Source organism: Dyadobacter sp. CY323, from assembly GCF_021390245.1.
Classification (GTDB): Bacteria; Bacteroidota; Bacteroidia; order Cytophagales; family Spirosomataceae; genus Dyadobacter.
The window spans coordinates 16,519-40,705 of record NZ_JAJUXH010000015.1; the positions used below are offsets into that span (position 1 = coordinate 16,519).

The 24,187-nt window shown below is 44.4% G+C and carries 19 protein-coding genes; 13 read left to right on the plus strand and 6 right to left on the minus strand.

The window, feature by feature from the left end; genetic code table 11:
- Window positions 1–5: 5 nt before the first annotated feature.
- Window positions 6–2,057: an ATP-binding protein gene (locus tag LZG72_RS19790; RefSeq protein WP_233876333.1), complete on the minus strand. Its 2,052-nt coding sequence runs from the start codon at window positions 2,055–2,057 to the stop codon at window positions 6–8.
- A gap of 113 nt (window positions 2,058–2,170) precedes the next feature.
- Between LZG72_RS19790 and LZG72_RS19795 the strand changes: the two genes are divergently transcribed.
- The 6 genes from LZG72_RS19795 (at window position 2,171) to LZG72_RS19820 (ending at window position 10,979) form a co-directional block, all read left to right on the plus strand.
- Window positions 2,171–3,550, plus strand: coding sequence for a hypothetical protein (locus LZG72_RS19795; protein WP_233876335.1), 1,380 nt, complete (start codon window positions 2,171–2,173; stop codon window positions 3,548–3,550).
- 6 nt (window positions 3,551–3,556) lie between these two features.
- Window positions 3,557–5,344: an ABC transporter ATP-binding protein gene (locus LZG72_RS19800; protein WP_233876337.1), complete on the plus strand. Its 1,788-nt coding sequence runs from the start codon at window positions 3,557–3,559 to the stop codon at window positions 5,342–5,344.
- Between the two features lie 234 nt (window positions 5,345–5,578).
- Window positions 5,579–7,279 (plus strand): trypsin-like peptidase domain-containing protein, encoded by a 1,701-nt coding sequence (locus LZG72_RS19805; protein ID WP_233876339.1) that lies wholly within the window; start codon window positions 5,579–5,581, stop codon window positions 7,277–7,279.
- A 4-nt stretch (window positions 7,280–7,283) separates the two neighbouring features.
- Window positions 7,284–8,168, plus strand: a complete 885-nt coding sequence (locus LZG72_RS19810) for a serine/threonine-protein kinase (RefSeq protein ID WP_233876341.1) — start codon at window positions 7,284–7,286, stop codon at window positions 8,166–8,168.
- Window positions 8,169–8,176: 8 nt separating this feature from the next.
- The gene (locus LZG72_RS19815) at window positions 8,177–9,094 is read left to right on the plus strand and encodes a Stp1/IreP family PP2C-type Ser/Thr phosphatase (protein ID WP_233876343.1); all 918 of its coding nucleotides are present in this window, start codon (window positions 8,177–8,179) and stop codon (window positions 9,092–9,094) included.
- A 169-nt stretch (window positions 9,095–9,263) separates the two neighbouring features.
- The gene (locus LZG72_RS19820; RefSeq protein WP_233876345.1) at window positions 9,264–10,979 is read left to right on the plus strand and encodes a serine/threonine-protein kinase; all 1,716 of its coding nucleotides are present in this window, start codon (window positions 9,264–9,266) and stop codon (window positions 10,977–10,979) included.
- Window positions 10,980–11,000: 21 nt separating this feature from the next.
- Here the strand turns inward: LZG72_RS19820 and LZG72_RS19825 are convergent, their stop codons facing one another.
- The 4 genes from LZG72_RS19825 to LZG72_RS19840 form a co-directional block, all read right to left on the minus strand.
- Window positions 11,001–11,363, minus strand: a complete 363-nt coding sequence (locus LZG72_RS19825) for a DUF4180 domain-containing protein (protein ID WP_233876347.1) — start codon at window positions 11,361–11,363, stop codon at window positions 11,001–11,003.
- Between the two features lie 32 nt (window positions 11,364–11,395).
- Window positions 11,396–12,823, minus strand: coding sequence for a beta-lactamase family protein (locus LZG72_RS19830; protein ID WP_233876349.1), 1,428 nt, complete (start codon window positions 12,821–12,823; stop codon window positions 11,396–11,398).
- A gap of 4 nt (window positions 12,824–12,827) precedes the next feature.
- Entirely contained in the window at window positions 12,828–13,640 is an 813-nt protein-coding gene (locus LZG72_RS19835; RefSeq protein ID WP_233876351.1) for a class I SAM-dependent methyltransferase, read from the minus strand.
- 463 nt (window positions 13,641–14,103) lie between these two features.
- Complete coding sequence (locus LZG72_RS19840) at window positions 14,104–14,250, minus strand: hypothetical protein (RefSeq protein ID WP_233876353.1); 147 nt, start codon at window positions 14,248–14,250, stop codon at window positions 14,104–14,106.
- Here LZG72_RS19840 and LZG72_RS29480 point away from each other — a divergent pair.
- The 4 genes from LZG72_RS29480 to LZG72_RS19855 all read left to right on the plus strand — a co-directional run bounded on the left by LZG72_RS29480 (window position 14,206) and on the right by LZG72_RS19855 (window position 18,844).
- Window positions 14,206–14,316 carry a helix-turn-helix domain-containing protein gene (locus LZG72_RS29480; RefSeq protein ID WP_409017725.1) on the plus strand — a complete coding sequence of 37 codons (111 nt, stop codon included), beginning with the start codon at window positions 14,206–14,208 and terminating at the stop codon, window positions 14,314–14,316. The genes LZG72_RS19840 and LZG72_RS29480 overlap by 45 nt on opposite strands.
- Before the next feature lie 554 nt (window positions 14,317–14,870).
- The gene (locus LZG72_RS19845; RefSeq protein ID WP_233876355.1) at window positions 14,871–15,641 is read left to right on the plus strand and encodes a WecB/TagA/CpsF family glycosyltransferase; all 771 of its coding nucleotides are present in this window, start codon (window positions 14,871–14,873) and stop codon (window positions 15,639–15,641) included.
- 50 nt (window positions 15,642–15,691) lie between these two features.
- Window positions 15,692–16,468: a polysaccharide biosynthesis/export family protein gene (locus LZG72_RS19850; protein WP_233876357.1), complete on the plus strand. Its 777-nt coding sequence runs from the start codon at window positions 15,692–15,694 to the stop codon at window positions 16,466–16,468.
- Window positions 16,469–16,477: 9 nt separating this feature from the next.
- Window positions 16,478–18,844 (plus strand): polysaccharide biosynthesis tyrosine autokinase, encoded by a 2,367-nt coding sequence (locus tag LZG72_RS19855; protein ID WP_233876359.1) that lies wholly within the window; start codon window positions 16,478–16,480, stop codon window positions 18,842–18,844.
- 19 nt (window positions 18,845–18,863) lie between these two features.
- Here the strand turns inward: LZG72_RS19855 and LZG72_RS19860 are convergent, their stop codons facing one another.
- Window positions 18,864–20,456 carry a right-handed parallel beta-helix repeat-containing protein gene (locus LZG72_RS19860; protein WP_233876361.1) on the minus strand — a complete coding sequence of 531 codons (1,593 nt, stop codon included), beginning with the start codon at window positions 20,454–20,456 and terminating at the stop codon, window positions 18,864–18,866.
- Between the two features lie 333 nt (window positions 20,457–20,789).
- Between LZG72_RS19860 and LZG72_RS19865 the strand changes: the two genes are divergently transcribed.
- From LZG72_RS19865 to LZG72_RS19875, 3 genes are read left to right on the plus strand one after another with little or no spacing between them, the layout of a single operon-like run.
- Window positions 20,790–22,349, plus strand: coding sequence for a hypothetical protein (locus LZG72_RS19865; RefSeq protein WP_233876363.1), 1,560 nt, complete (start codon window positions 20,790–20,792; stop codon window positions 22,347–22,349).
- A gap of 38 nt (window positions 22,350–22,387) precedes the next feature.
- Window positions 22,388–23,341: a hypothetical protein gene (locus LZG72_RS19870; RefSeq protein ID WP_233876365.1), complete on the plus strand. Its 954-nt coding sequence runs from the start codon at window positions 22,388–22,390 to the stop codon at window positions 23,339–23,341.
- 2 nt (window positions 23,342–23,343) lie between these two features.
- Complete coding sequence (locus tag LZG72_RS19875) at window positions 23,344–24,042, plus strand: CatB-related O-acetyltransferase (RefSeq protein WP_233876367.1); 699 nt, start codon at window positions 23,344–23,346, stop codon at window positions 24,040–24,042.
- Window positions 24,043–24,187 lie beyond the last annotated feature (145 nt).

Below are 24,187 nucleotides of genomic sequence, written 5' to 3' on the forward strand. Positions count from 1 at the left end.
GACCATCACTCTCCCCCCATTGCCACCCGGATCACGGTCGTTGTGCCTTTACCGGCAGCACTTTCCACTGTCATTTGTCCCCCAAGTGATTCTACGCGGCTTGTGAGGTTACTTAGTCCCATGCCCTGAGATTGTGCCGGGTCCCCCATACCAACGCCGTTGTCGCTCACAGTCAACACCATGGCCTGGCCTGTCTGACTGAAACTGATCCAGACTTTTGACGCCTGCGCGTGCTTGATGACGTTGTTGATCAGTTCCAGCGTGACAATGTAAAGCTGGTGTTCCATCGAGGCAGGCAGCCGGTTGTAACTTCCTTCAAAGTTCAGCAGAAACTCGGTTTTCGCATTGATATTGAGCTTATCAACAAGCTTTTGCAATGCAGCCAAAAGACCTTCCGTTTCCAACTCGACTGGCAACATACTATGTGAAATGAGGCGCACATCGTCGTAAATGTCTTCCAGCATTTCCACGGATCCCTGATGGATTTTTCTGTCAAATGCCTCATACTTCCCGGTATCCATCGCTTCCAGCCGCCAGCGCAATGCAGCCAGTTTGGTATTCAAGTTATCGTGCAGCTCGGAGGCCACACGTTTCCGTTCCATCTTTTGACCTTTAAATAATGCCTCTTCAATCTCGCGGTTTTTGGCTAAAAGCTCGGCATTTTTAGATTTCAACTTTCGATTTGACCAAACTATAAAACCCGTGATGATAAAACCCAGGATCACGAGCCCGATCAAAAAATTGCGGGACTGCACAAGTTGGTCGTTTTCCAGCGTTTCGATCTTCAACTTAGCCGTCTGCTGTTTTTTGTCAAATTCATAAGTCATCGCCGAAGCAGTGATCCGCTGCACCGATTCCTTGTTGAGCAGCGTATCCGACTGCGTTTTATATTGTTTCAAATGATACAACGCTTTGGCAGCATTCCCCGATTTTTCGTAAGCCTCCGCAAGCTGCCGGTTGTATTCCGCTGCTTCCAAAAGCAATGGCGGATCCGACTCCATTGCCCAGACCAGGCCATCCTCGGCATAACTAATCACTTTTTTATACTGCTTTTGGGCCAGGTAAATCTTCCCATAATTTGACTGGACATAATGGTCCATGACTTCATTCACATCCGCAGACTCACTATATAGCTTATCGGCCAAAACCGTGTATTTCAATCCTTTAACGTAATCTTTCAGTTTCAGGTAGTTCTGGCCCATTTTCGCGTAAGTACGCGCGAGCCGGTAAGGTGCAGCCGATGATCCGTGGATATCGACGGCAAGCTGCAACTGGCCTAATGCCCGCTGATGCTGGCCCTTTTTCTCATAAATGTCGGCACGCTGCTTGTAGAGAAATTCCTTTAAAACAGTGTCATTCCGCTTTTTTGCGATGATTTCTGACTCAGCGAAAACTTTCAGCGCATCATCATACAGGCCCATGGCGATATAATAAACGCCCAGGTTCGGGATGGTCGAGCGGAGCGCGGTGGTATCTTTTAAATCTTCCTGGATTTTACGGGCAGTCAAAAGCAAGCTGATCGCATCGGCATAATCGCCCTTTCCACCAAGTATCTGTGCTTTTTCACCATAAACCAGCGCCTGGCCCAGCTTATCACCAGCTTCTTTATACAATTGAAGCGCTTTATCCAGCAATGGTCCCACCTTTGCCTGGTTTTCAATCACTTCTTCATAAAACTGCGCGCGGCGAAAGTATGTTTTCGCTTCCAGGCTTTTGTCAGAAAGCTTTTTGGCAATTTGTAAAACCGTGTCCAGATGCGCATGTGCAGGTTTTACATCCATAAACCGGTCCAGCTCAATGCGGGTCAGATGCAGCCTGGCTTTTGCTTCTCCCTGCAAAAATCCCAGCTTTTTTGCCAGATTTAACGCCTGACTGCTGCGAATCACCGCCAGCGAATCATTGCCTTCCAGCCAGTAATCAAAACCCTTCTGATTGAGCTCGTTTACCGCATTGGTGTCCGGTTTCGTACTCCCGGAAATCGAGATTGCCGATTCTTTCTTTTGAGCAAAAAGGTTGCTGCAAAGAGCGAGCAGCATGAAAACACAAAGCCATTTCATCAAATATACAGGTTTACCTATACCCCAAATGTAGGTTTCCCGCAATTTACAAGCCTCTTCTTTAAAATGAACTTTGTCATGTTCAAATATTTCAATCTCAAATCATTAGGCACATGAATTCCCGAATCGATTTACCCGACTTTTTTCAGGCCGAAGAAACGGTAGCCCCTACACGTCCCCGAAACGGACAATCTGAAAAACCTGCCTCTTCATCCGCGCCGGAAAGCAATCAGGAAGAAGGATTTTTCACTGTGTTATTTGATATCATTAAAAAGCACCCATTGCTTTTCAATGTCTTTTTCTTCATTCCATTTATTGGTTTGCTGATTTCGCTGGCCCTGAAATGGCATTACGTTTTTAACGATTCCATGCATTACCTCTCCGACTTCAATGTCGTAAATGGCAAGTGGAACGATACCAATGCGTATTTTAATGCGGGCATCGACCGCTACATCCGCGAGCTGGATATCGCCGGTCTGGTCGGCGGGATCATCAGCTTATTTATCGGATTGTTCCTGACGGTTACTACCGAGAAAATGAACCGTTTGAAAGAACGTCTGAACCAGCAGGAAATGGACCAGATCAAAACGCAGACCGGTTTGCTGGTGCAGGCTACCAAATCGCTGAATGGCATTATGGTGGAAGTGAGCGGAAAAGTGAATGAAAAAGTGCAGATGGTGGAAGGTACCAAAGAAGTTTTGTCGGGAATCGATAAAGTAATTGAATTATCCAAAACGCAGGGAAACCATCTGCTTATTTTATCCAATACTGCGCAAATAGAAGCGATTTCGCCCTACCGGATGGATCTGGTCGCCAAACATGCCGATTTGAAACCGCACGAACTTCGCCACGCCACCCAGTTTGATTATGCCAGAAGAGCCGAGGCATTACTCCGCGACAGCGCCGATGTGGAAAACAAACTGAAAGAAACCGCCATTTACCTGCAAAAAACAGGTAGCAACGCAAAAGTGGAATTCGTAACGCTCAACGAGCAAAATGAAGCAGGCAGCCATGCATTTGTGAAATATTTAGGTAAAATTTTCAATGAGCACGTTTCAGTGGAAACCTACCGGAGCGGCAGTAATGCGCCACTTTCTGTGAATGAATCCATTCCGCATCACAACCGGTTTATGGTCGCTACCACGGCCGGGCAGGACGAAAGTGATGTGCAGGCTGCGCTTTTACGTCAGCTTTATAACAACCATGTGCAGGCCATGCAGGAAATGCAGGAGCTGGGGGTCCGGGTTACGAAAGTCAATAAAACCCTTCCGATTCAGCTGTTTATCAGCACGCCTACCGAGACCAAACCGGGCATTCAAAAATCGCTTTGCGTCTGCATTCTCGGCAGCGGCTCCAATTCCAGCGGCCGGGCTTCCAAGCTGAATGCATTTCTGACCGACGATCCGCATATCGTTTCTTCGATGGTCGAGCTATTCTACGATTACGAGTCCGATGCCGCATTGAACACCCGTGAATTCATCCGTAAAATCTAGCCTGCCATGTCATTTATCAGCCTCGTTCGCAAGCTCTGGCCGTTTGTAAGCAAGTACCGCCAGACATTTATTTTAATTCTTTTGCTCACGACAATGGGCGCGGCACTGGCCCAGGTAACGCCGATCGTGATGAAATACACGGTGGATACCATCGAAAAAATGGTCGAGAAGCCCATTTCCGGCAAGCAGATCGGAATGGTAGTGGGCTGGCTGGTGGTCATTCTTTTCGGGAAAGAGATTTTGGGGTTGTTTGTTCAGTTAGGCCAAAAATTTCTGAGTGACCGCATCCGTTTCCAGCTCGGCGCCGACTTGCACAACTACACCATCAGCCGGGTTGTTTCCTACCATTTGTCCTTTTTCGCACTACCACACAATCAGATCGGAAAACTGGAAAAACGCATTGATAAAGGCATTGAAAACCTGGCCAAGACCGTCAAAAACCTGTTTGTCGACATTTTCCCGATGTTTATCAGCGCCTTTTTTGCATTGATCCTGATGTATTATAACAATGTCTGGATCGGCATTTGCGCCACGTTGATCATCCCGATATACGCATTGATCAGCCGCGAGCAATCCAAACGCCAGTCGCAGATCCGCCGCAACATCCAGCAGTTCCGCGAAGAAAAAGCAGGAATGTTATTCGGACTTTTTGAATCGATTTTTGTTGTAAAATCATTTGTCAGAGAAGAGTACGAAGCAACCCGCCAAAGATCATTAACGCGACATTTATCCGAAAGTGAGATCAAACACCACCGTACCAATTACCTGTTTGATAGTCTGAAAAGCATGGCCGAGCAGCTGGGGATCATCATGGTTTTTGTCGTGACGGTTTATTTTGTTTTAAATAAACAAATCGCACTCGGCGCGATCATGTTCCATCTGGGACTTTTTAGTAATGTCTCCGCGCCAATCCGCCATTTGCACCGGATCTATGATGAATACAGCGAGGCGCTTACCTACGCGGAAGGTTTTTTTGAGATGATTGAAAATGACTCTTACATCGAAAACCCGGAATCCAATAAACTCAAACCGGAAACGATCAAAGGCAACTTCGAGCTGCGCAATGTAAACCTGGTTTATCCCAATGGAAAACATGCATTGAAAAACATCAACATGACTTTGCAGCCCGGAAAAACCACCGCACTAGTCGGCTTATCGGGCGCAGGTAAAAGTTCTGCAATGAATGTACTTTCAGGCTTTTACAATGTAACGCATGGAGAAGTACTGCTCGATGGAAATCCTTTGAGCAGCTACGATCCGCATTGGGTCAGGGACCACGTGGGGCTGGTGATGCAGAAAAACCATATTTTTTCAGGCTCGGTGGAAGATAACATCCGTTATGGACGCCTGGATTCCAGTTTTGAAGAAATTGTGGAAGCTGCCAAAAAAGCGTCGCTGCACGAGCAGATCCTGCTAATGCCCGAGGGTTATAAAGCCGACGCCAAATCACTTTCGGGCGGCCAGCAGCAACGTATAGCAATTGCCCGACTGTTCCTGAAAAACCCGCCGATCATTTTTCTCGATGAGCCAACTGCGAGTCTGGACGCGATCACGACCGAGCAGATCAAAGACAGCATTGAAGCCATTAAAAAAGACCGGACGGTCCTCATCATTTCTCACAACATCAGCCAGATCATGGACGCAGACCACATTTACACCATGAGTGAAGGCTCGCTGGTATCCGAAGGCACCCACGAATCGCTTTACGCGGAAGGCGGATTGTACCGCGATATCATCGATTCCAATGCCCGGAGTCTGAACATCGGGCGATTGGCAGCTACGGTTTTAGGTTAGCAAGACTTGCCAAGTCTTTTTAGACTTGGTAAGTCTGTCAGCTAACCCGATTCCCCAACCCCGCATACAGGAAAACCTATACTCCCAAATACAGGTTTTCCTGACCAAAAATGTACGTTTTTCCCAATTTACTCGCCTTCTGTTTTGCCCCAACTTTGTATCATCAGAATGACAAACAGATCATTCGCTAAAAAATCAAAAACATCATCCAAAAAATTTAAAACATTAAACCCAATGAGCACTTCTGTAAAAAACTTTATCATCCGCCACATTTCAGGTGCAAAGAGTAACCAGGTTGAAGAATTCGATTTCAACGCCCACAGCGAGCTGACTTTCGGCCGCTCCTCCGACAGCGACATTCAGTTTGATCCTGAAATTGATACGGTTGTAAGCCGCGAACACGGTAAAATCGTAAAAGACGGAAACAATCCATTGAGCTTTCAACTGGTCGATAACAACAGCCGCAATGGGATTTATGTAAATAAAATGCGGGTTCGCGGCAGCTACGCGCTTTCGCCGGGTGACGAAATCCAACTGGGTAACAATGGGCCGGTTTTCATTTTCGATATCGACCCGCGTCCACAAGACATGATGCCTCAAACAAGACTGGTGGAAATCCAGAAACCGACCAGCGAATTTGTTCCGACCGAAGTTTCCAATGAACCTGTAAAAACCGGAATCGGCAAACAGACTTTCGAACGTGTAATCACCCACGAACGCAAAAAATCGCAGCGCACATTCTGGACGACGGTTGCTGCCGCGATGCTGCTTTTTGGAACGGTAGGATTTGTAATGTGGCAAAAAAACAGGGACGATCTAAGCCAGTTGACAGGCGCGGAACGCAAAAGAGCCGACAGTCTTTTAGCCATGAACAAAAACCTCACAGACCGCCAGATCGACTCCATCCTTAAAAATTCCCAGGAAAATCAGGCAGTAGCTTATGATAAAATCGCTGCTGCCAACACCGACAAAGTCGTGAAGATCTACATTTCCTGGGAGCTCTATGAAGTATCAGAAAACGAAGAGCTTTTCCATGAATACCGCCCGGACGCAAATGGCACTTTTCACCCCTTATTTGTTCAAACTTCCGCAGGTATGGAACCTTATCTGGTCACCAAAAGAAGATCGAGAGCCGGCCTGCCGGTTGGATCGAGTGGAACAGGATCTGGTTTTGTAGCAACAAGTGATGGTAAAATCTTGACAAACAGGCATGTAGGTGCAGCCTGGAAAACACGTTACAGTGGCTTTTCGTGGGATAACTTCCCAGGCTACCTCGTTGAAGGAATGCAAAACGGCGAGCCGGTTTTAAGCAAAGAACCCATTGTTTCTCCCGATGAAACCTTTGGCTGGGTACCTTCGGAGGCTACCCTGGTAAACGGAAGGCCTGCGCAGGTGGAAGGCAGAAACAAGTATCTCAAAGTGGTTTTCGCCAACTCCTCACAGCCTTATGAAGCGCATTTGGTAACTGCATCCCAAAGCCACGACGTATCGTTGATCAAAGTGGATATGACCGATCTGACGCCGGTTTCCATGCTGGATAATTATGCGAGCGTGAAATCCGGACAAGGCATTGTGGTAATGGGTTACCCCGGCGGCGCGCCGCAGCAACGCATCGTACGTAAATCCAATGATCCTTTCAAACCGAATGCTGAAGTGTTCAGCATTGCATCGCCGGTCACTTCTCCGGGCCACATCCAGCAGGTAGTGAAAAGTTCAGCGGAGTTTTCAGCCAAAGAATCAGGATTTGGAGATAGTTACCAGCTTGATTTGAATGCGACCGGCGGCGGAAACAGCGGCGGCCCGATGTTCGATGCGAAAGGCAATGTGATCGGGATCTATTATGCAGGAGGCGGCAATGCCAACCAGGGTATCATCTCCTTTGCGATCCCCATTAAATACGGTCTTGAATTACTATCGGTACAAAAAGGTCTTTGATCTCATGAATTTAGGTAAATCAATACGAGGATATGTGTTGACAAACTGGCTTGGATCGGGTGGAATGGGCGAAGTTTATCAGGCCGTGCACCAAACCACCCGCCGCCAGGCAGCCGTCAAAGTGCTCTATCACACCGACCAGACAGCCAGATTTCGAAATGAGGCATACATTCAGGCATCCGTCGAGCACCCGCACATCGCAGCCCTTTATGAATTTGCCATGGAAGAGGACCATCCCTGCATCATTATGGAATACGTGGAGGGGATCACAATCGAGAAGCTCATTAAAAGACAGGCCAGGTTACCGGAGACATTTGTTTTGAAAATCATGACACAGATCGCCCTCGCAGTAGCCCACCTCCACGAACAGAACATCATTCACAGGGATTTAAAACCCGGAAATATTAAGGTTAACAAAGAAAGCATTGCCAAGCTGCTGGATTTTGGAATCGCCAAATCGGCCTACACGCCGAAGCTGACCCAGGAAGGTTATATCATCGGAACTTCCCACTATATGGCGCCAGAACAGTTCAGCGGAAAAGTAACCATTCAATCGGATTGCTGGACTATGGGAGTGCTTTTTTACGAAATGCTGACGGGCTACCTGCCATTTGATGGGCGAAACGAAACAGAAGTACGGGTGAAGATCGAGAGGGGAAGATACACGGAGCCGGATTTGATCTTCCCCGATATTTCAAAAAAAACGAAAAGACTGATCAGCAAACTGTTAAAGGTAAGTCCCGCGCAAAGGCTGACAGCGAAAGAGCTACTAAGCGAACTCCAGAGTACATCGAACGAAAATGCGTTTTCATTCACCGGTTACCTGGACGATCTAAATGATTTCATCGAAAAGATCCCGGTCAAAAATTGGTTCCGCATTAAAAAATGAACAGCGCTATGTTTTGGAAAAAATGGCTTTCCGACAAACAGGATGAATCCCCGGTAACTACTGAGATTCCAGTTAACAGAACATCGGCTGCGGACTCTCAGACATCGGAAATACAGGCTGACCTGCGGGCGGTGGTCGTTTCTGACCTGGGTTGTGTGCGGACCAATAATGAAGATTCGGCCCGGTTTATCCGCCCTTCTTCCCGGCAAATCAGGAATAATAAAGGGTTTCTGGCTATCGTAGCGGATGGAATGGGCGGCCACGCTGCCGGCGAAGTCGCTTCGCAAATGGCCGTTGAAACAATCGCAAAAACGTATTTCGAGCGGGATGAAACTTCGGAAGAAAGTCTCTTTTTGGCCTTTACAAAAGCAAACAGGTCGATATGGCAGTCGGCGACGCGCAATGCGCACCAGAAAGGAATGGGAACAACCTGCACGGCACTGGCCATTGTCGATACCAAACTCTTTTTGGCACATGTGGGCGACAGCCGCGCTTACTTACTAAAAAAAGGCCAGATTTTCCAGTTGTCGAAAGATCATACCTATGTACAAAACCTGGTGGATCAAGGTGTTATCACGCCATCAGAAGCTGAAAAACATCCCGAGCGCAATGTACTGACCCGCGCGATGGGTACTCACGGAAAAGTGGAGATCGACGTAACGGCATTGCCGCATTCATTTGAAGATGACGACCGGCTGCTGATTTGCAGCGACGGATTATACGATTACCTGACCAACGACGAGATCGCCCAACTGATGCTTTTTCCAGTGCTCAACGAGGCGGCCTACCAACTGATTGATCTTGCCAAACAACGCGGCGGCCACGATAACATCACCGTGCTGCTCGCTGAACGGGTTTCGCCAGAGACGTTCGAGAGCCTGCGGCCGACGGAACACGCCGTCGCCGGTGTTGTCACCGGCGACTGAATAGCGAGATCGCCAGCGACTGAATAGCGAGATTGCCGGTGACTGAATAGCGAGATTGCCGGTGACTGAATAGCGAGATTGCCGGTGACTGAATAGCGAGATTGCCGGTGACAACACCGGCAATGGCCCGCACATATAGAGACATTATCACATCGAAAACAACAACACCATGCTTGGCCGTACAATTCAAAATTACCGTGTGGAAGAACTTCTTGGAGAAGGCGGAATGGGGACTGTCTATAAAGCGACCGATACCGTACTCAGACGCCACGTTGCCCTAAAAATGCTTCATAATCACCTGGTTCGCGACTCTACTTTCATGGACCGTTTCCAAAACGAAGCCATTCTTTCAGCCCAGCTGAACCATCCGAATGTGACGACTTTATACAACTTTTTCCAACATCAGAATGACAACCTGATCGTAATGGAACTGGTAAGCGGCATAACCGTCGAGAAATTCCTGAAACAACACGGCAGACTGTCGCTGGATACGGCTCTAAAAATCGTCATGCAAACCTTAGATGGGCTGCTTCATGCACATTCAAAAGGCATTCTTCACCGCGACATCAAAGCCGCTAACCTGATGCTGACGCCTGACGGCGTAGTCAAATTAATGGATTTCGGGATCGCCCGGTTGGAAGGCAGCACCCGCCTCACCCGCGCCGACCGCGTGGTAGGTACGCTCGAATACATGGCACCCGAATTGCTCAATGGCGCGAACCCTTCGGTGCAGTCGGATTTGTATGCCGTTGGCGTGCTGATGTATGAATTATTGTCGGGGAAAATGCCTTTTGAATCTTCCACCGACATTACGCTCATCAGTCAGATTTTAACAAAAAAACCAATCGCACTTAAAAGTCGCATACCTGTTTTACCCAAATCGGTGGAAGACATCTTGGAAAGACTTTTCCAGAAAAACCCTGAAAAGCGCTACCGGAGTGCTGGTGAACTTCGCAGTGCATTGGCAGCGATCGTCGCTCCCGGCACGGTGGACGCCATGCTTTCCATTAATCCAAAATCGATCCCGATGACACAATTCTCGGACCGACACGTTGACAAACCGCAGGCTAACCCTACCCGGCTGGCGTCTCACGGGCAACCGCAAGAAAAGCAGTCTTTCTGGAATCTGGTAAAAACGAATGCGATGACTTTGGAAGGCGCCATTCTGGCCGGCGCATTACTTCTGGCGACGGGCATCATCAGTGTTTGGTCATTTTCAGGAACTCCGGTGAAAAAAGCGATGGATTCGGCCGCCATTGAGCAGGCCATTCTTAAACCTCAAATCAAAAATGATACTACGCCTCGGCAAGAGATCATTCACCCGGTCCAAAACTTCAGTGCGGAAGAAGCTGTGGTGAAGCCTCTTGAAGAAATTCCGGCAGAAACGTATGTTCCCCCGGTGACCAAGAAAAGATACGTGAGCCCGCAACCGGTTAAAACCACCCCATCAAAAGCCGAAATACCGGCAGAAAAACAAGAGGAAGAATACACCCGGCCCGAGCCTGCAAAACCAGCAGTGAAAACAACCCTGGAATTGAAAGGAGAAAGTTTTTCAGCCGAATTTAGCCAAACCATTTCCTCGGAAGACAACATGGCCGGGCAGGTTTTCTGGTTGCACGCCGTCACGCCCGTTACGGTAAATGGCATCGTAGTAGTGCGTTCGGGAGCCCGGGTGAAAGGAAGAATTGATAAAACTATCAGCAAAGCAGACCATAAAAGGTCCGGGTTGTGGTTTACCCTGGAAGCAGCTGAAGCCGTTGACGGACAATGGATCCCGCTGAATTTTAAATGGGACGACACGGCTTTTCACGCATTGGAATTAAAAAGAGGGTTTATACTAAAAAGGATCCGCACATTCAGGGGCAATGTGACGTTTGCAAGGTGATCGTTTTCCCGGTACCACGTTTTATCTTTTCGATAGCCGGGCCAATGCTTCTGGCAAGCTGCCTACAAAATTAATGTGCCTGCCTTTGTTACTTTCGAAAATAAAGTCGCTAATACTTTTACCCGGATACTTTGAAAAATCACCGATGATCGCCAAACCGACCCGATAATTAGAAAACTTCTGAAGAATTTCGCCGGCAATCCCCGTTTTGAGATCAAAAAAATCGGGAGACACATTTTTCTCATTGATTATGATACTATCAAAACCCTGATAATACAGATTGCCAAGCAAGTCCAGACCATCCTCCGGCGTTTTAATCACCACATCTTCTGAAATCACCTCGGCTACCTGAGTAGCCTCCACGGTATGCGCCTTAATTTCCATTCTTTTTTAAACAAATTTAAGGAATATGAGAGTCAGTCTTTTTGATCGAGCTCTTTCAACCTGTTTCTTGCTTCTTCATTCTTTGCATTCACCGACAGGGTCTTTTTATAATAATTCCTTGCTTCCTGCTTTCGCCCGATCAAGGCGTAAAGGTTTGCCAGGCTTAAAAGAACAAGGTCTTTTTCGGGAAATTCGGCTGCATTATGTTCCAGCAGCAATCCGGCATCTTCATATCTTTTAAGTGCAACAAGCTGACCGCCAAGATGGTCCATGGCCAGCCAGTCGATGTAATATCTTGCCGTATCGCTTTTCATCCTTTTGTATTCTGTCAAAGATTTAGCGGCACCTTCTTTTGCGATCATCGTTTCCATCGCTTTGTGCACGGGCTCTTTCAATACAACCTTTTTATTATAAAGTGCTTTCATCAGACTCGTGATAATCCCAAAAAAATGGGTCGGGGAACTGTTGCAAAGAATCACCACTACACTGTTGGTAGAAGGTACCCGGATCAAAAACGAGAGAAAACCGTCGGTCATGCCGAGGTGATAGTTGGTAAAAACGCTATCGCTCGGGGTATATTTAAAATTTTGATTAAACCACCCAAAACCGTATCTCCACGGCCGGATGCCGGGGGTGAACATTTCGTTGGTCAGCTTTTCATTAAGAACCGTATGGTTGGTAATGCCCGTATGCAGTCGAAAAAGATCTTCCACCGTTGAGTAGACATCCCCGGTACCCATGGTGTTGGACTGGTCACGAAAATCGGAACTGGTGAACCCACCCAGACTGTAATCGTAGCCTGTGGCACGTTGGGGCACAATTTGCGTATGAAAATACGAGCCGGTACTTTTCATATCCAGCTTGTCGAGAATGTCCTCCTTCATCAATTGTGCATAGGACTTGCCGGTCACTTTTTCCATGATAAACCCCAAAGTAAAATAGCCCCAGCTGCTGTAATAATAACTGGTACCCGGCTCAAAAACCAGCGTGGAATCCATATACAGACGCATGTATTCATCTCGCGTAAAATTCTGGCGGCTGATCCTGGGAAAGAAATCCTTGATGATATCATAATTCGGCATGCCGGACGAATGGCTCAAAAGCTGCCTAATGGTAATGCGGCTCCCATTTTTCCTGGAAAATCCGGGTAAATAATCGGAAATGGTTTTGTCCAGATCAATGAGGCCTTTCTGTACCTGAACAAGCATAAGCATGGAAGTCAATGGCTTGGAGACCGATCCGATCATGAATTTTGTGTCCGTGGTATTCGGAATATTCCATTCACGGTTGGCCAGGCCGAACGCATTTTTGTAGATCACTTTTCCATTCTCAGCAACCAGCACGCTGCCGTCGAACATCTTATAGTCATGATACGTTTTCATGATCCGTTCCATTTCGGCCGCCTTTTGGCCAAAACTGGAAATCGAAATCAGCACGAGAAGAAAACTTACGATTTTCATCACATTAGCAAATAACGGTCACCCTTAAAAATGTAGCATCCAGAACGGTTGCATTCGAATCGGAGCTTTTGTTTTGACTATTAAACAAATCTTCCAGTTCGCGCTGTAAATCTGCCGCTTTTCCATTTTTATCAGCTGCCTCAAAAGCATTCATTGTCGGCCCATAATAGTTCTTAAACGCATTCACAAACTCTGCCGGCGGGTAGGGAGCATTAAATGTAAACGTGTCTTTGAGAAATGTAATATTCTCCTTTGGCACGCCGGCTTTTTCAAACCGTTCTGTAACATGGTTTTCCACACCCCATAACATCGGGCTAATGAAACCATCGGGCGGCGCCGGCGTGTATGCCGAGCTGATCCTTAGAATTTGAGCTACCAAAGTCGGATCACCGGGAATCCAGTTACCCATTACGATCCTTCCGCCCGGCCGCGTCACCCTGACCATCTCTTTGGCAACATCAAATGGCTTTGGCGCGAACATAACCCCGAAAATACTCACTACCAGATCAAAGGATTGATCTTCCAGTTCGTTCAGGTCCGTAGCGTCGCCTTCCTGAAATGTGCAGTTGGAAAGTCCCTCCGCCTTCACCCGGCGCTGTCCGGCAGCAACGAGGTTACTTGCAATATCGACGCCAAGCACATTGGCGCCAAGCCGCGCCTCAGGAAGGGCGGTCGTGCCATCGCCACACCCTAGATCGAGAACATCAAGTCCTGGGGCAATTCCTAATTGAGCGACGAGCGCTGAGCCGCTTTCCCGCATCGTTTCGGCGATTTTGGTAAAATCACCCTTCTCCCATAAAGCTTTGTTTGCATTCATAACCTGTCATTTTTGATAAGAAAATATTGAACATTTAACACAGTGCAATGTTAGCGGTTATCACATAAATGCCTATGACCCACAAGTTCAATTATCTGACTAAAAAGGTCATATCAAAATTCCGGTTGTCGGGTCGCCACAAAAAGGTTTTTTTCTTTCACAAATGTCATGTATCTGAAATGCATGTCCAGCTTTGCCAAAAGTAGGTTTCTACTAACTATCAAGTCTTTATCACACCTTCTGGGTAAATTCCTACTGACAGGCAGACGTCCTCAACGTGAGACAATTAAGTGATTTTCAACAAGTTTATAACAGATATGGTCAATTTTCTTGAACGCGTGTTGCAGCATGCGCAATATTACAGGCAGTTCAATTGCGGCAAATCACTGATCACCGCCTTCAACTGCCCAATGGAAGCACGTCTGATGAAATCCCCTTTTGCGGATCTTTGGACACATCATAATTACTTTTTATGTGATTGATGGTCAAAAGTATACCTGGCGAGTGGCTGCCCAAAAGACGACTGTAACACGCCAGGCACCTGATCGGCAACCAACACAAAACCATCGTCGAAGCCGCATTCGAAAGCGGCTTTGAAAACCCCTCCCATTTCAGCCGCGCATTTAAAACAAGATTCGAAGAGGGGCCGAATGGGGTTAGAAAGGGGTTGAGATGATGAACACATGAGCCAATCTTCCTCACCAACTCGGGTCCCTCATGTGCGGCAACCTAACTTCAAAAACTACTTTGAGATTCCAACTACTACCGTATAATTTACAGTATGGACCAAGCTAATCTCTAAGGATCCTGCCAGATAGTTTTTATATTTAAACTAGAAGTTAAACTACGCACTGACAACTATTTTATTTCTCAATCAAAACTAACTACCAATATTGCTCAAATAGCTATTCTTACATCAATAGCCACGCCTCATTATTCCCAAATAACACCCCAAAATACCTGTACTATGTCCCAAATATAATATTTGGCAAGCGCGGTGTACTAATTTTATTCAACGAAAACCCAAGATATGAGGCCAAATACAATTCAATGACAAGAGAGCCCAAAGGATTTTTACCGATATCAACTCCGCTAACAAATCAATAAATGGGATTCGCCCGTCCAATTCGCAACAACCAATACGTGACATACATAAACACAATACATAACGACGATTAGTGTAAAAAATATTACTCTTTTAATAACACTCTCCTTACATATACAAATACAATGGCGAATCATATCAATTTTTTGGATTACTCATTGACACGAAATCCTTTATCATTGGCGATCGACGCTCAAAGTAAAGTAACTATAAACACAATCAATCAATATTCATTTTGCTTAGCTGAGAAAGACGTATTATTTAGAAATTCGTTGATTGGCTCTGACATTCTTCTGGTTGATGGTGAAGGGATAGCATTAGCGTGCCAATATCTGACAGGGCAGCGAATTGAAAAAGTTGCCGGAGCTGAAATGCACAACCATTTATTGGAGTGCATTAATAATGAACATGGCAACTGCCTATATATTGGGTCGACAGAAAGTACACTCGATAAAATTAAGAATAGATTGACAAAAGAATACCCCAATATTACAGCATCGTTTTATTCTCCACCGTTCAAGGCTGTATTCGATGAGCAGGATGTTCAAAGGATTGTAAATATTGTCAATGATGTCAAACCATCTGTTGTTTTTATTGGGTTGACAGCTCCAAAACAAGAAAAATTATCCAATGTAATTAAGCAAAGGATTGATACAAATGTTGTTTGCTCAATCGGTGCGGTATTTGACTTCTATGCAGGAACAATTGAAAGACCAAGTCAATTTTGGATCAATCTTAAATTGGAATGGTTTATCAGGCTTTTGAAAGAACCAAAAAGAATGTGGAAACGGTACATCTATTACGGGTTTGTATTTGTTTTCTTAATTGCCAAAGAAAAGATTAAATCGAAAGGCGTGGTTCCTTCGACCGTATTTATGCAGAAAGAGGCTGTCTGAATTTTAAGTTTCAAATACTCAATTAATGATCTAAGGATTTTTAGAACTTTATGAACACAAAAAACATCTTATTTTTATTTGTAATTATTTCTACTTTAAGTTCTTGTGGAGCATACAAACGTATCCCTTACTTCAAAGACCTCGATCAAACGCAACGAATTGAACAAGAAGTGAAGAACTATAATCCCCTAACAATCCAGCCTGCGGACATCCTCGGAATAAATGTAACAAGCAGAAATCCGGAATCAGCAGCGATCTTTAATTACAACCTGAATCGTGTCAATGGAAATAACTATGATATCTCACCCGTCAATCCTATTACTGGTTACCTTGTAGATGATGAGGGGGTAATTTACTTACCGCTAATTGGTAAGATGAAGGTTCAAGGATTGACGACATTCCAACTCAGAGATAAACTAAATGAGACCTTATTGACATACTATAAAGATCCTGTTGCCAATGTACGCATCATTAACTTCAAGATTTCCGTTTTCGGTGATGTTCAGCGTCCGGACGTGTATACGCTTACTAATGAGCGAACTACAATTACTCAGGCTCTTAGTTTAGCGGGCGATTTAAACATTACAGCTATGAGAAACAACGTCATTCTAATCCGAGAGCAAAACGGCAAAAGAAATTTTATCCCGATTGACCTCACCTCAAAAAAGCTGTTTGAATCACCATATTATTATTTGCGAAACAATGACGAAATATATGTCCAACCTGATCGGACAAAATATGCCGCCGTTGACAGGGGATATCGAACAGCAGCCCTTATTTTGCCGGTACTATCAATCGTCGCCACTTTGCTTTCCATCTTATTGTAATATTTCCAAATGGACTCATCACAAATTCAATTTGCCCGAATTTCATTTCCCGAGCAAAAAAAATCAAACAATATCGGCAACCTGATTAATATGTGCCTTTATCGTTGGCCGCTCTTCTTGCTATGTATTGCTTTATCGTTGGGCGCAGCATACTTTTTCCTTTCGATCCAACAACCTATTCATCAGATCAAAGCCACATTATTAATACAGGATGTCATGAAGGCTCCCAACGCTCAGTCAGCGCTGCATGAAATCGACCTCACTAGATCTCCAAAAATTATTGAGAATGAAATCGAAGTTCTCAAATCCAAACAAATGATTGGTCAAGTAATAAAGGATTTGAACTTAACTATTTCTTATTTTAAAAAAGACCATTTAAAGTACCAGGATTTATACAATTCAGGGCCGGTCAAGCTCCTGGGCTCATACAAAACGTACGGCGAAGCGCAGCACATTATTATTGATATCATCAACGATAAATCGTTCAATTTAGAAGGAACAGACGGATCCATTAAAACCTTGTATTTTGACCAACGTTTCAACATTGGAAAAAGCCAGTACACTTTGACTGCTAACGAAAAAATTAAGGAATACACCGGATCGAAAATTCGGATTTCTCTTTTGAACAACGATGCTCTGACTCACCACTATCAGTCTGTTATTCAGGTGGAACCACTTAACAAATTATCGACAGGCATCCTGCTATCTATCGACGACGTGGTGCCAATGCGTGGAAAAGACATCTTAAACCGTTTGATTTCAAATTATCAATTGGCTAATAATTCCGAGCAGAGCAAATCACTGAGCACAACATTGCTATTTTTAGAACAGAGAATCGCTTCTCTGCATGGGGAGCTAACGGATGCCGAACTAGGAATATCCAGCTTTAAGAGCAGCAGAGGCCTGACGGATCTGAGCGAAGATTCAAAAGTGAGCCTTCAAAACATGCAATCCAATGATAGACAGTTGAACGACGTCAACGTCCAGCTGAGCATCGTCGACGGGGTTCAAAAATATATGAATACAGCGTCCAGTTCTGAAAAGATGCCCGTCACTCTTGGAATTACAGATCCGGCGTTGAACAATCTGATAGACCGATTGTCCCAGTTGCAAATGCAAAGAGAAAGGCTGCTGGCTACCACCCCTGAAACTAATCCCGACTTTATCCCTATTGATCGCCAGATAATAGTAACACGGAATTTAATTAAAGAAAACATTGGCAACATTCGCGCGACTCTATTCAATACCAGGCAAAAACTTCTTTCATACAATTCTAAGTATGAATCTTCAATCAAAAAAATCCCAGTGCAGGAGCAACAGTTTGTAAACATCAAAAGGCAGCAAGCTATTAAGGAAAACCTTTATACATACCTCTTGCAAAAGAAAGAGGAAGTATCAATGAACTATGCTTCAACGCTGTCCAAAAGCCAAATCATCGACAGCGCCTATGCAGAACCGGTACAGAAAGCCAGAGCAATAATCGTTTACGCATTAGCTGTTTTAATGGGTCTAGTGGTCCCTGGTGCATTCGTTCATGCTAGAAGCAGCTTTTCAACTAAGGTGACTGAATTACAGGATCTAAAGTCGGTTTTGGACGCGCCTGTCATCTCAGAAATTGCGCAAAGTGCTTCATCTAACCCAATTGTGGTGGGCAGAACAGATTCCAACGAAACAAGTGAGCAATTCAGAGCATTACGAACCAAGCTTTCGTACTACTATGGCGGAAAGAAAAACGGCCGGGTTACCTTAGTGACCTCAAGTTCTCCCGGTGAAGGGAAAAGCTTCATTAGCTGCAATCTGGCCATTTCCCTTGCGGCAATTGGCAGAAAAACCCTACTTCTTGAATTGGATTTACGCAAACCTAAAGTTGCTCGTGCATTTGGATTACCTGATGGACATTTAGGGGTTACGGATTTACTAACAGGACAGGCTGACTTGTCTGAAACCTTGCAAACCACCGATTTTTCATCTGATCTGCAAATTATCAGCAGTGGAGCTTTTATTCCAAATCCATCTGATCTTTTGGAAAACGCTCTTGTGAAGGATTTTATCGACGATCTAAGAAATAGATTTGACGATATTATTATTGACAGTCCTCCGGTCCACTTGGTTCCTGACGCTCTGATACTTTCACCTCTGGCCGACCTCACGCTCTATACGATACGTCAAGGGCACACTGACCAGAGCGAGCTTCACTACATCAACGATTTAACCAGGCAAAAACAGCTTGTCAATGTACATATGGTTTTCAATGGCATACAGCGCCTGCGTTATGGATATGGATCAGAATATGATAGAAGTTACAGCTATCATAGCTCATCACAACCAAGCCGCGTACATAATGCCCTGTTCAGGAATTTCACCAGCCGGTTCTAGAATAAATTAAATTCACAAACTATTCGAAATTTCGAGCCTGACTAAATTCATTATTGTCCAGCACCGTATGTTTATAGCCTTTCAAATCGACCAAAGCACCCGAAATCTTATTTCGAGCGATCGTGAGATTGTTTGCTGTGCCCCCATTGCTGGCTATCGCATGAATAGGATATCCGCCCGATCTAACATCGTTTCCGATGATTTCATTGTCTATAATTTGTGCGCCATCCGCCAAAATGAGCAAAGTAAGATCGAATCCAGAGCCACTATTCGCAGAAGGAGCATAATAGACCTTATTGCTTCGAACTATAAGCCTTTGATCGACCGAACCGGCCGGTAAACTGCAGTAGTTATTGATGATTGATCTGAATACCTTAGTCTGATTCTCAACTATAAATTGATTGTCATGGAGTTCTATATTAAAATAGGGAGCGTCACTTTCGATACTTATACCCCTCGATTTTGGATTTTTAACAGTATTATTAACAACAGAACAGACAGGCTTATAAGAACCATAGATCTGGATTGCCCGATCGCAATTACTAATTGAACTACCAGATACCTTTGAAGTACCCTCAGTGAGTGGTAACGGAACTTTGTCGGTGAAATTTAACATAATGCCAGTACCCTCACCGGAAGGATCCGAAATTTCATTATTCTCCGCTACAACGTTATGGTTTCCACCAATTTCCAGATAATATATGCGTGCATCAAAAATCTTATTGTTCTTAATTGTAGTATTAATACCCACTGCGGAGATTCCAAATCCTTCATGTGCCTGGTCAGGATCCTTTCCTGTTCCGGAAATTGTATTTCCTTCAATCAAGGTACCATCTACATCTCCCCAGTCTTCAATTCCAATTCTACCTGCATTTTCAACCAAGTTATTGAGAATTTGGCAGCCGGTAATTCTTACATCCGAATTGCCATTGGCCGTTAGAGCGTTGGAGTGTGCATTAACGATCTTGTTGTCCTGCACGCTAGTAAAACTTGCCCCGTTCTCCGCATACTTAATACCTAGTCCACTTACGATATTATTTTTTATGACTGTGTTTTTTGATTTTGGCCCAGAAACCCAAACCGCTTCGGCACCAGAAATTCCATATGGCTGATCAAATTCAAAGCTATTATTGTCAATTATCGAATTGGTGCTGTTATAAACATATATACATGCGTCCGACCAGCCTGATAACTGAAAAGCTGCCTTTCTTGACAAAAATTTCAGCCCAGTGATGCTACATTTATCAACATTGTTAAGACTGAAGAATCTGCCATATTTTAGCATGGTCCCCGTCATCGCTGGTCCTGCTTTGACAATTGCACCATTTTTACCAATAACCTTACAGCCTGATTTTAATATTATTGTTCCATTAATAAGATATTCACCACCGTCAAAAATGATTTCAGTGTCTTCGGCTTGATCAATAAGCGCCTGAATGGCATCAGTATCATCATCTAGGCCATTCCCTTTTACTCCCCACTGTCGAGCATCCAGCGTAGACTGCTCGACAAAATGGTTACCTACATTTGGAGGGATGGTTATAGGTTGACTAGAGTCATAGAAAAATCCGGCGAAGGTTATCACCCAAGCGTTAAACAGAGAAATTGCCATTGTGAATTTTAAATTGTATTTATAGATACTATGGTTAGTGTATAATTTTTACTACAATGTACCAAGATAATATCGAATAAATTAATTCTATATACAGTTGCAACTAATTCTTTTTTTTTCAAGCCAGGCCGAGCTGTTAATTCGTGTTATAACTGCCGTCGCATAAGCTCTTTAATAGGAGAATCGTGGTAAATCAAAAAAAATGAAAATAATATCAAAAGATGAAAACCGTTATAGTAAAATACACAAAATAATTGGTTAATGCATAGTAATTCAATAACTTAGCAACCAGTTAATCACCTCGACGTTACTCCTCTAAATTGTAATTTTTTAATGCAAGCCGCAAAAAGAATAGCCAAGAACACTGCCATTTTGTATGTCCGAATGGCAGTCACGGTACTCATTTCTCTTTATTCGACAAGACTCATCTTGGGTTCGCTGGGTACAGAGGATTTTGGGCTTTTCAATGTCGTCGGAGGGCTCATTGCAATGCTCGGATTTCTAAATGCTTGTATGGCCGAAGCTACACAACGCTTCATGTCTTATGCACAAGGCGAGGGTGACATTGCCAAGATTAAAAAGATTTTCAATGTAAGCATCCTGCTTCATTTCATCATTGCATCTTGTCTTCTTCTCTTTTTGGAGATATCTGGTTATTTCTTCCTGAATTATGTGTTGAATATTCCTCCGGACCGACTACACGCAGCTCAGGCGATCTATCAGTTTATGATCATAAGTACGCTGTTCACGGTAATTTCTGTCCCTTACGATGCCGTCATAAACGCGCGAGAGAACATGTTTCTGTTTGCAATACTGGGCATTTTCGAATCGGCTCTGAAGCTCATAATCGCCTTTGCCATTTTCCAAGCAGAAGGGGACAAGTTGATTTTATACGGCTCATTGATGGCAATTCTCTCGATACTCTTGTTATTTATACGGGTGTATTACTGCAGAAAGACTTATGATGAATGCGAACTGGCTATAAAAAAGCACTTCGATAGTAAATTGATGAAAGAGCTATCTGTTTTTGCAGGTTGGTCGCTGTTAGGGTATTCAACCGGCATGATGGCATTCTACGGACAGGGTATTTTGCTAAACATATTTTTCGGGACGGTAGCGAACGCTGCACAAGGTGTAGCCACCCAAGTTAGTGGGCAGTTAGGAACATTCGCTCATATCCTGTTGAGAGCCCTAAACCCGACGATTGCGAAAAGTGAAGGTTCCGGTGACAGAGATGCGATGATAAAGACGGTGATGTTCGGTAGCAAGATCTCTTATTATCTACTGATAATTCTTTACATTCCTATGATCATAGAAATGCCTTTCATTTTGAAATTATGGTTGAAAGATGTTCCGGAATTCACTGTCATTTTTTGCCAGCTTTTGTTAGTCAGAAATTTAGTGGAACAAATCTTTCTGACATTGGTGACAGCGATATCTGCGGTTGGGAATATTAAAAAATATCAGTTGATAGGCGCATTCATCTCGATATTTCCTTTACTCGTAACTTATCTTGTTTTCGATAACGGCTATCCGCCATACGCACTATACTACGTATACATTTTATATTCAGTTGCAATGGCAGCCAATATTTTGTATTTCTCAAACCAATTGTTTCAATTACCTGTCAATGCGTTCCTATACAATGTAGCTTTCCGATGCACGCTGACGACCATCATCTGTTTAGTTATTGCCGCCTTACCGCTTTTGGTGCTTGATCCTGGACTTTACCGCATCTCGGCGGTGTCCTTACTAAGTCTCCTTTCGTTTCTGATGATTGCTTGGAATATTGGATTATCTGCTCAGGAACGCCACGATGCTGGTCAGCTGGTCAACCATTTTTTGTCAGGATACCGGCCTAAATTCAGACGCTTAATTAATCACTATCTCTAATCAATGATTCGCCATCGGCACTGGTTACCAAATGTCTTATGAAAAATTACCATTTGAAGTTCCTTCGAAAATTATATCTCCGTGTTACGGAGAGGGAGTTGAATTCCGGCAGGAATTGGAATATGTTTTCCAATAAACAATATGCAAACGAGCTGATTTACAACACGCTGCAAAAAGATGAACCTTGCATGATTGCCCGTTTCGGGTCAACAGAGATGCAGTGCTTAATTAACTTCCTTGGCGTTAAGGAGAACCAAAAAAGTTGGCTTCAATATGTAAAAGGTGCATCACTACCTTGGTGGTGGGAGCCAGCAACAATAAATCAAATGGAACAGTTTTCAGGTTTTTTCCCGAAGGATCCAAAAAGCATTGAGGAATTCTGCGAACTGATGATCGAAGATATTCCGCAGGTGGACATTTTAGGCTCTTGGCTAAAAGAGGAAGATCATTTCAGCGAATCGATGGGGAATACAAAACGTGTAGTCTTGGAAGATCTGGAACCTTTCTTTTGTACTAATCCGTGGACAAGAGCTTTGAGAGGCAAAAAAGTGCTTGTTGTACACCCATTTGCTGACACTATTGAGCAACAATACAGAAACCGGGAAGTTCTTTTTGATGATGATCTCCTTCCTCTTTTTGATCTAAAAACCATCAAGGCGGTTCAGACAGTCGCGGGCGAGAGAAGCGAATTCTCCAGCTGGTTTGAGGCATTGGAATGGATGAAATCACAAATCGATTCGGTGGACTATGATATCTGTATTATCGGTTGCGGAGCCTACGGATTTCCCTTGGCAGCTCACGTAAAACGACGTCAGAAAAAGGCAATTCATCTCGGCGGTGCTACACAATTGTTGTTTGGAATTAAAGGGAAGAGATGGGAAAAATTCATTGTTTGGCCGTATATCAATCTCTTCAATGAGTATTGGGTGCGTCCTGGTCAAAAAGAAAGACCTAAGAATGCGGTTGTAGTCGAGGACGCATGTTACTGGTAACTATGAAATTAGCAAATTTACTTACGCGAACTTTCGGGTTACCTTTTGGCTTGATTCGGGGCATTTGGAAGATTGCCTGCGATGGTTCGCGGGACATCAGTAATAAAAGAAAATACCCTCAGTCCCTCATTGACAACGGGTGTTGTTTTACTGAAGATACTATTATTGGTAAAAACGCGCAAGTTTTGCGGGGATCTTTTATCAACCACAGCCAAATAGGAGCCTATTCTTATGTTGGTTTTAATGCCATGATCCAAAACGCTATTATTGGTAACTACTGTTCGATTTCTACCGACGTGCGTATCGGATTAGGAAGCCACCCACTGCATTTGTTCTCTACATCACCGATATTTTACAGGAAGAACAATACGCTTAAAATTCAACTCATCGAAGAAGACCTGCTGTTTGAGGAGTATAAACCTATCATCATAGGAAGTGATGTATGGGTCGGTGCAAATGTGATTGTAATGGATGGTGTGGAGGTAGGCCATGGTTCAGTAATTGCGGCAGGCGCAGTGGTAACAAGAGACGTTCCGCCTTACGCAGTAGTAGCCGGCATTCCGGCAAAAATTATCAAATACAGATTTTCACCGGAGAAGGTACAGATGCTGCTCGAAAAAGCTTGGTGGAGAAAAAATCCAGAAGAAATTCATGCAATGCAAACGGAGCTCAACTCCATCTGCGGAACTGAGATATCATAAATAATCATAATTGGTAATGCAAAGAGTCTTCACAATCTTTTTCAAGGGCACACGGAGGGTTGCTATGCTTTTATCCGACCTATGCAGTCGGATCGTGTGTCAGGTGCTATTTTATTTAAATGGGATTCACTACGAAAGCTTCCGA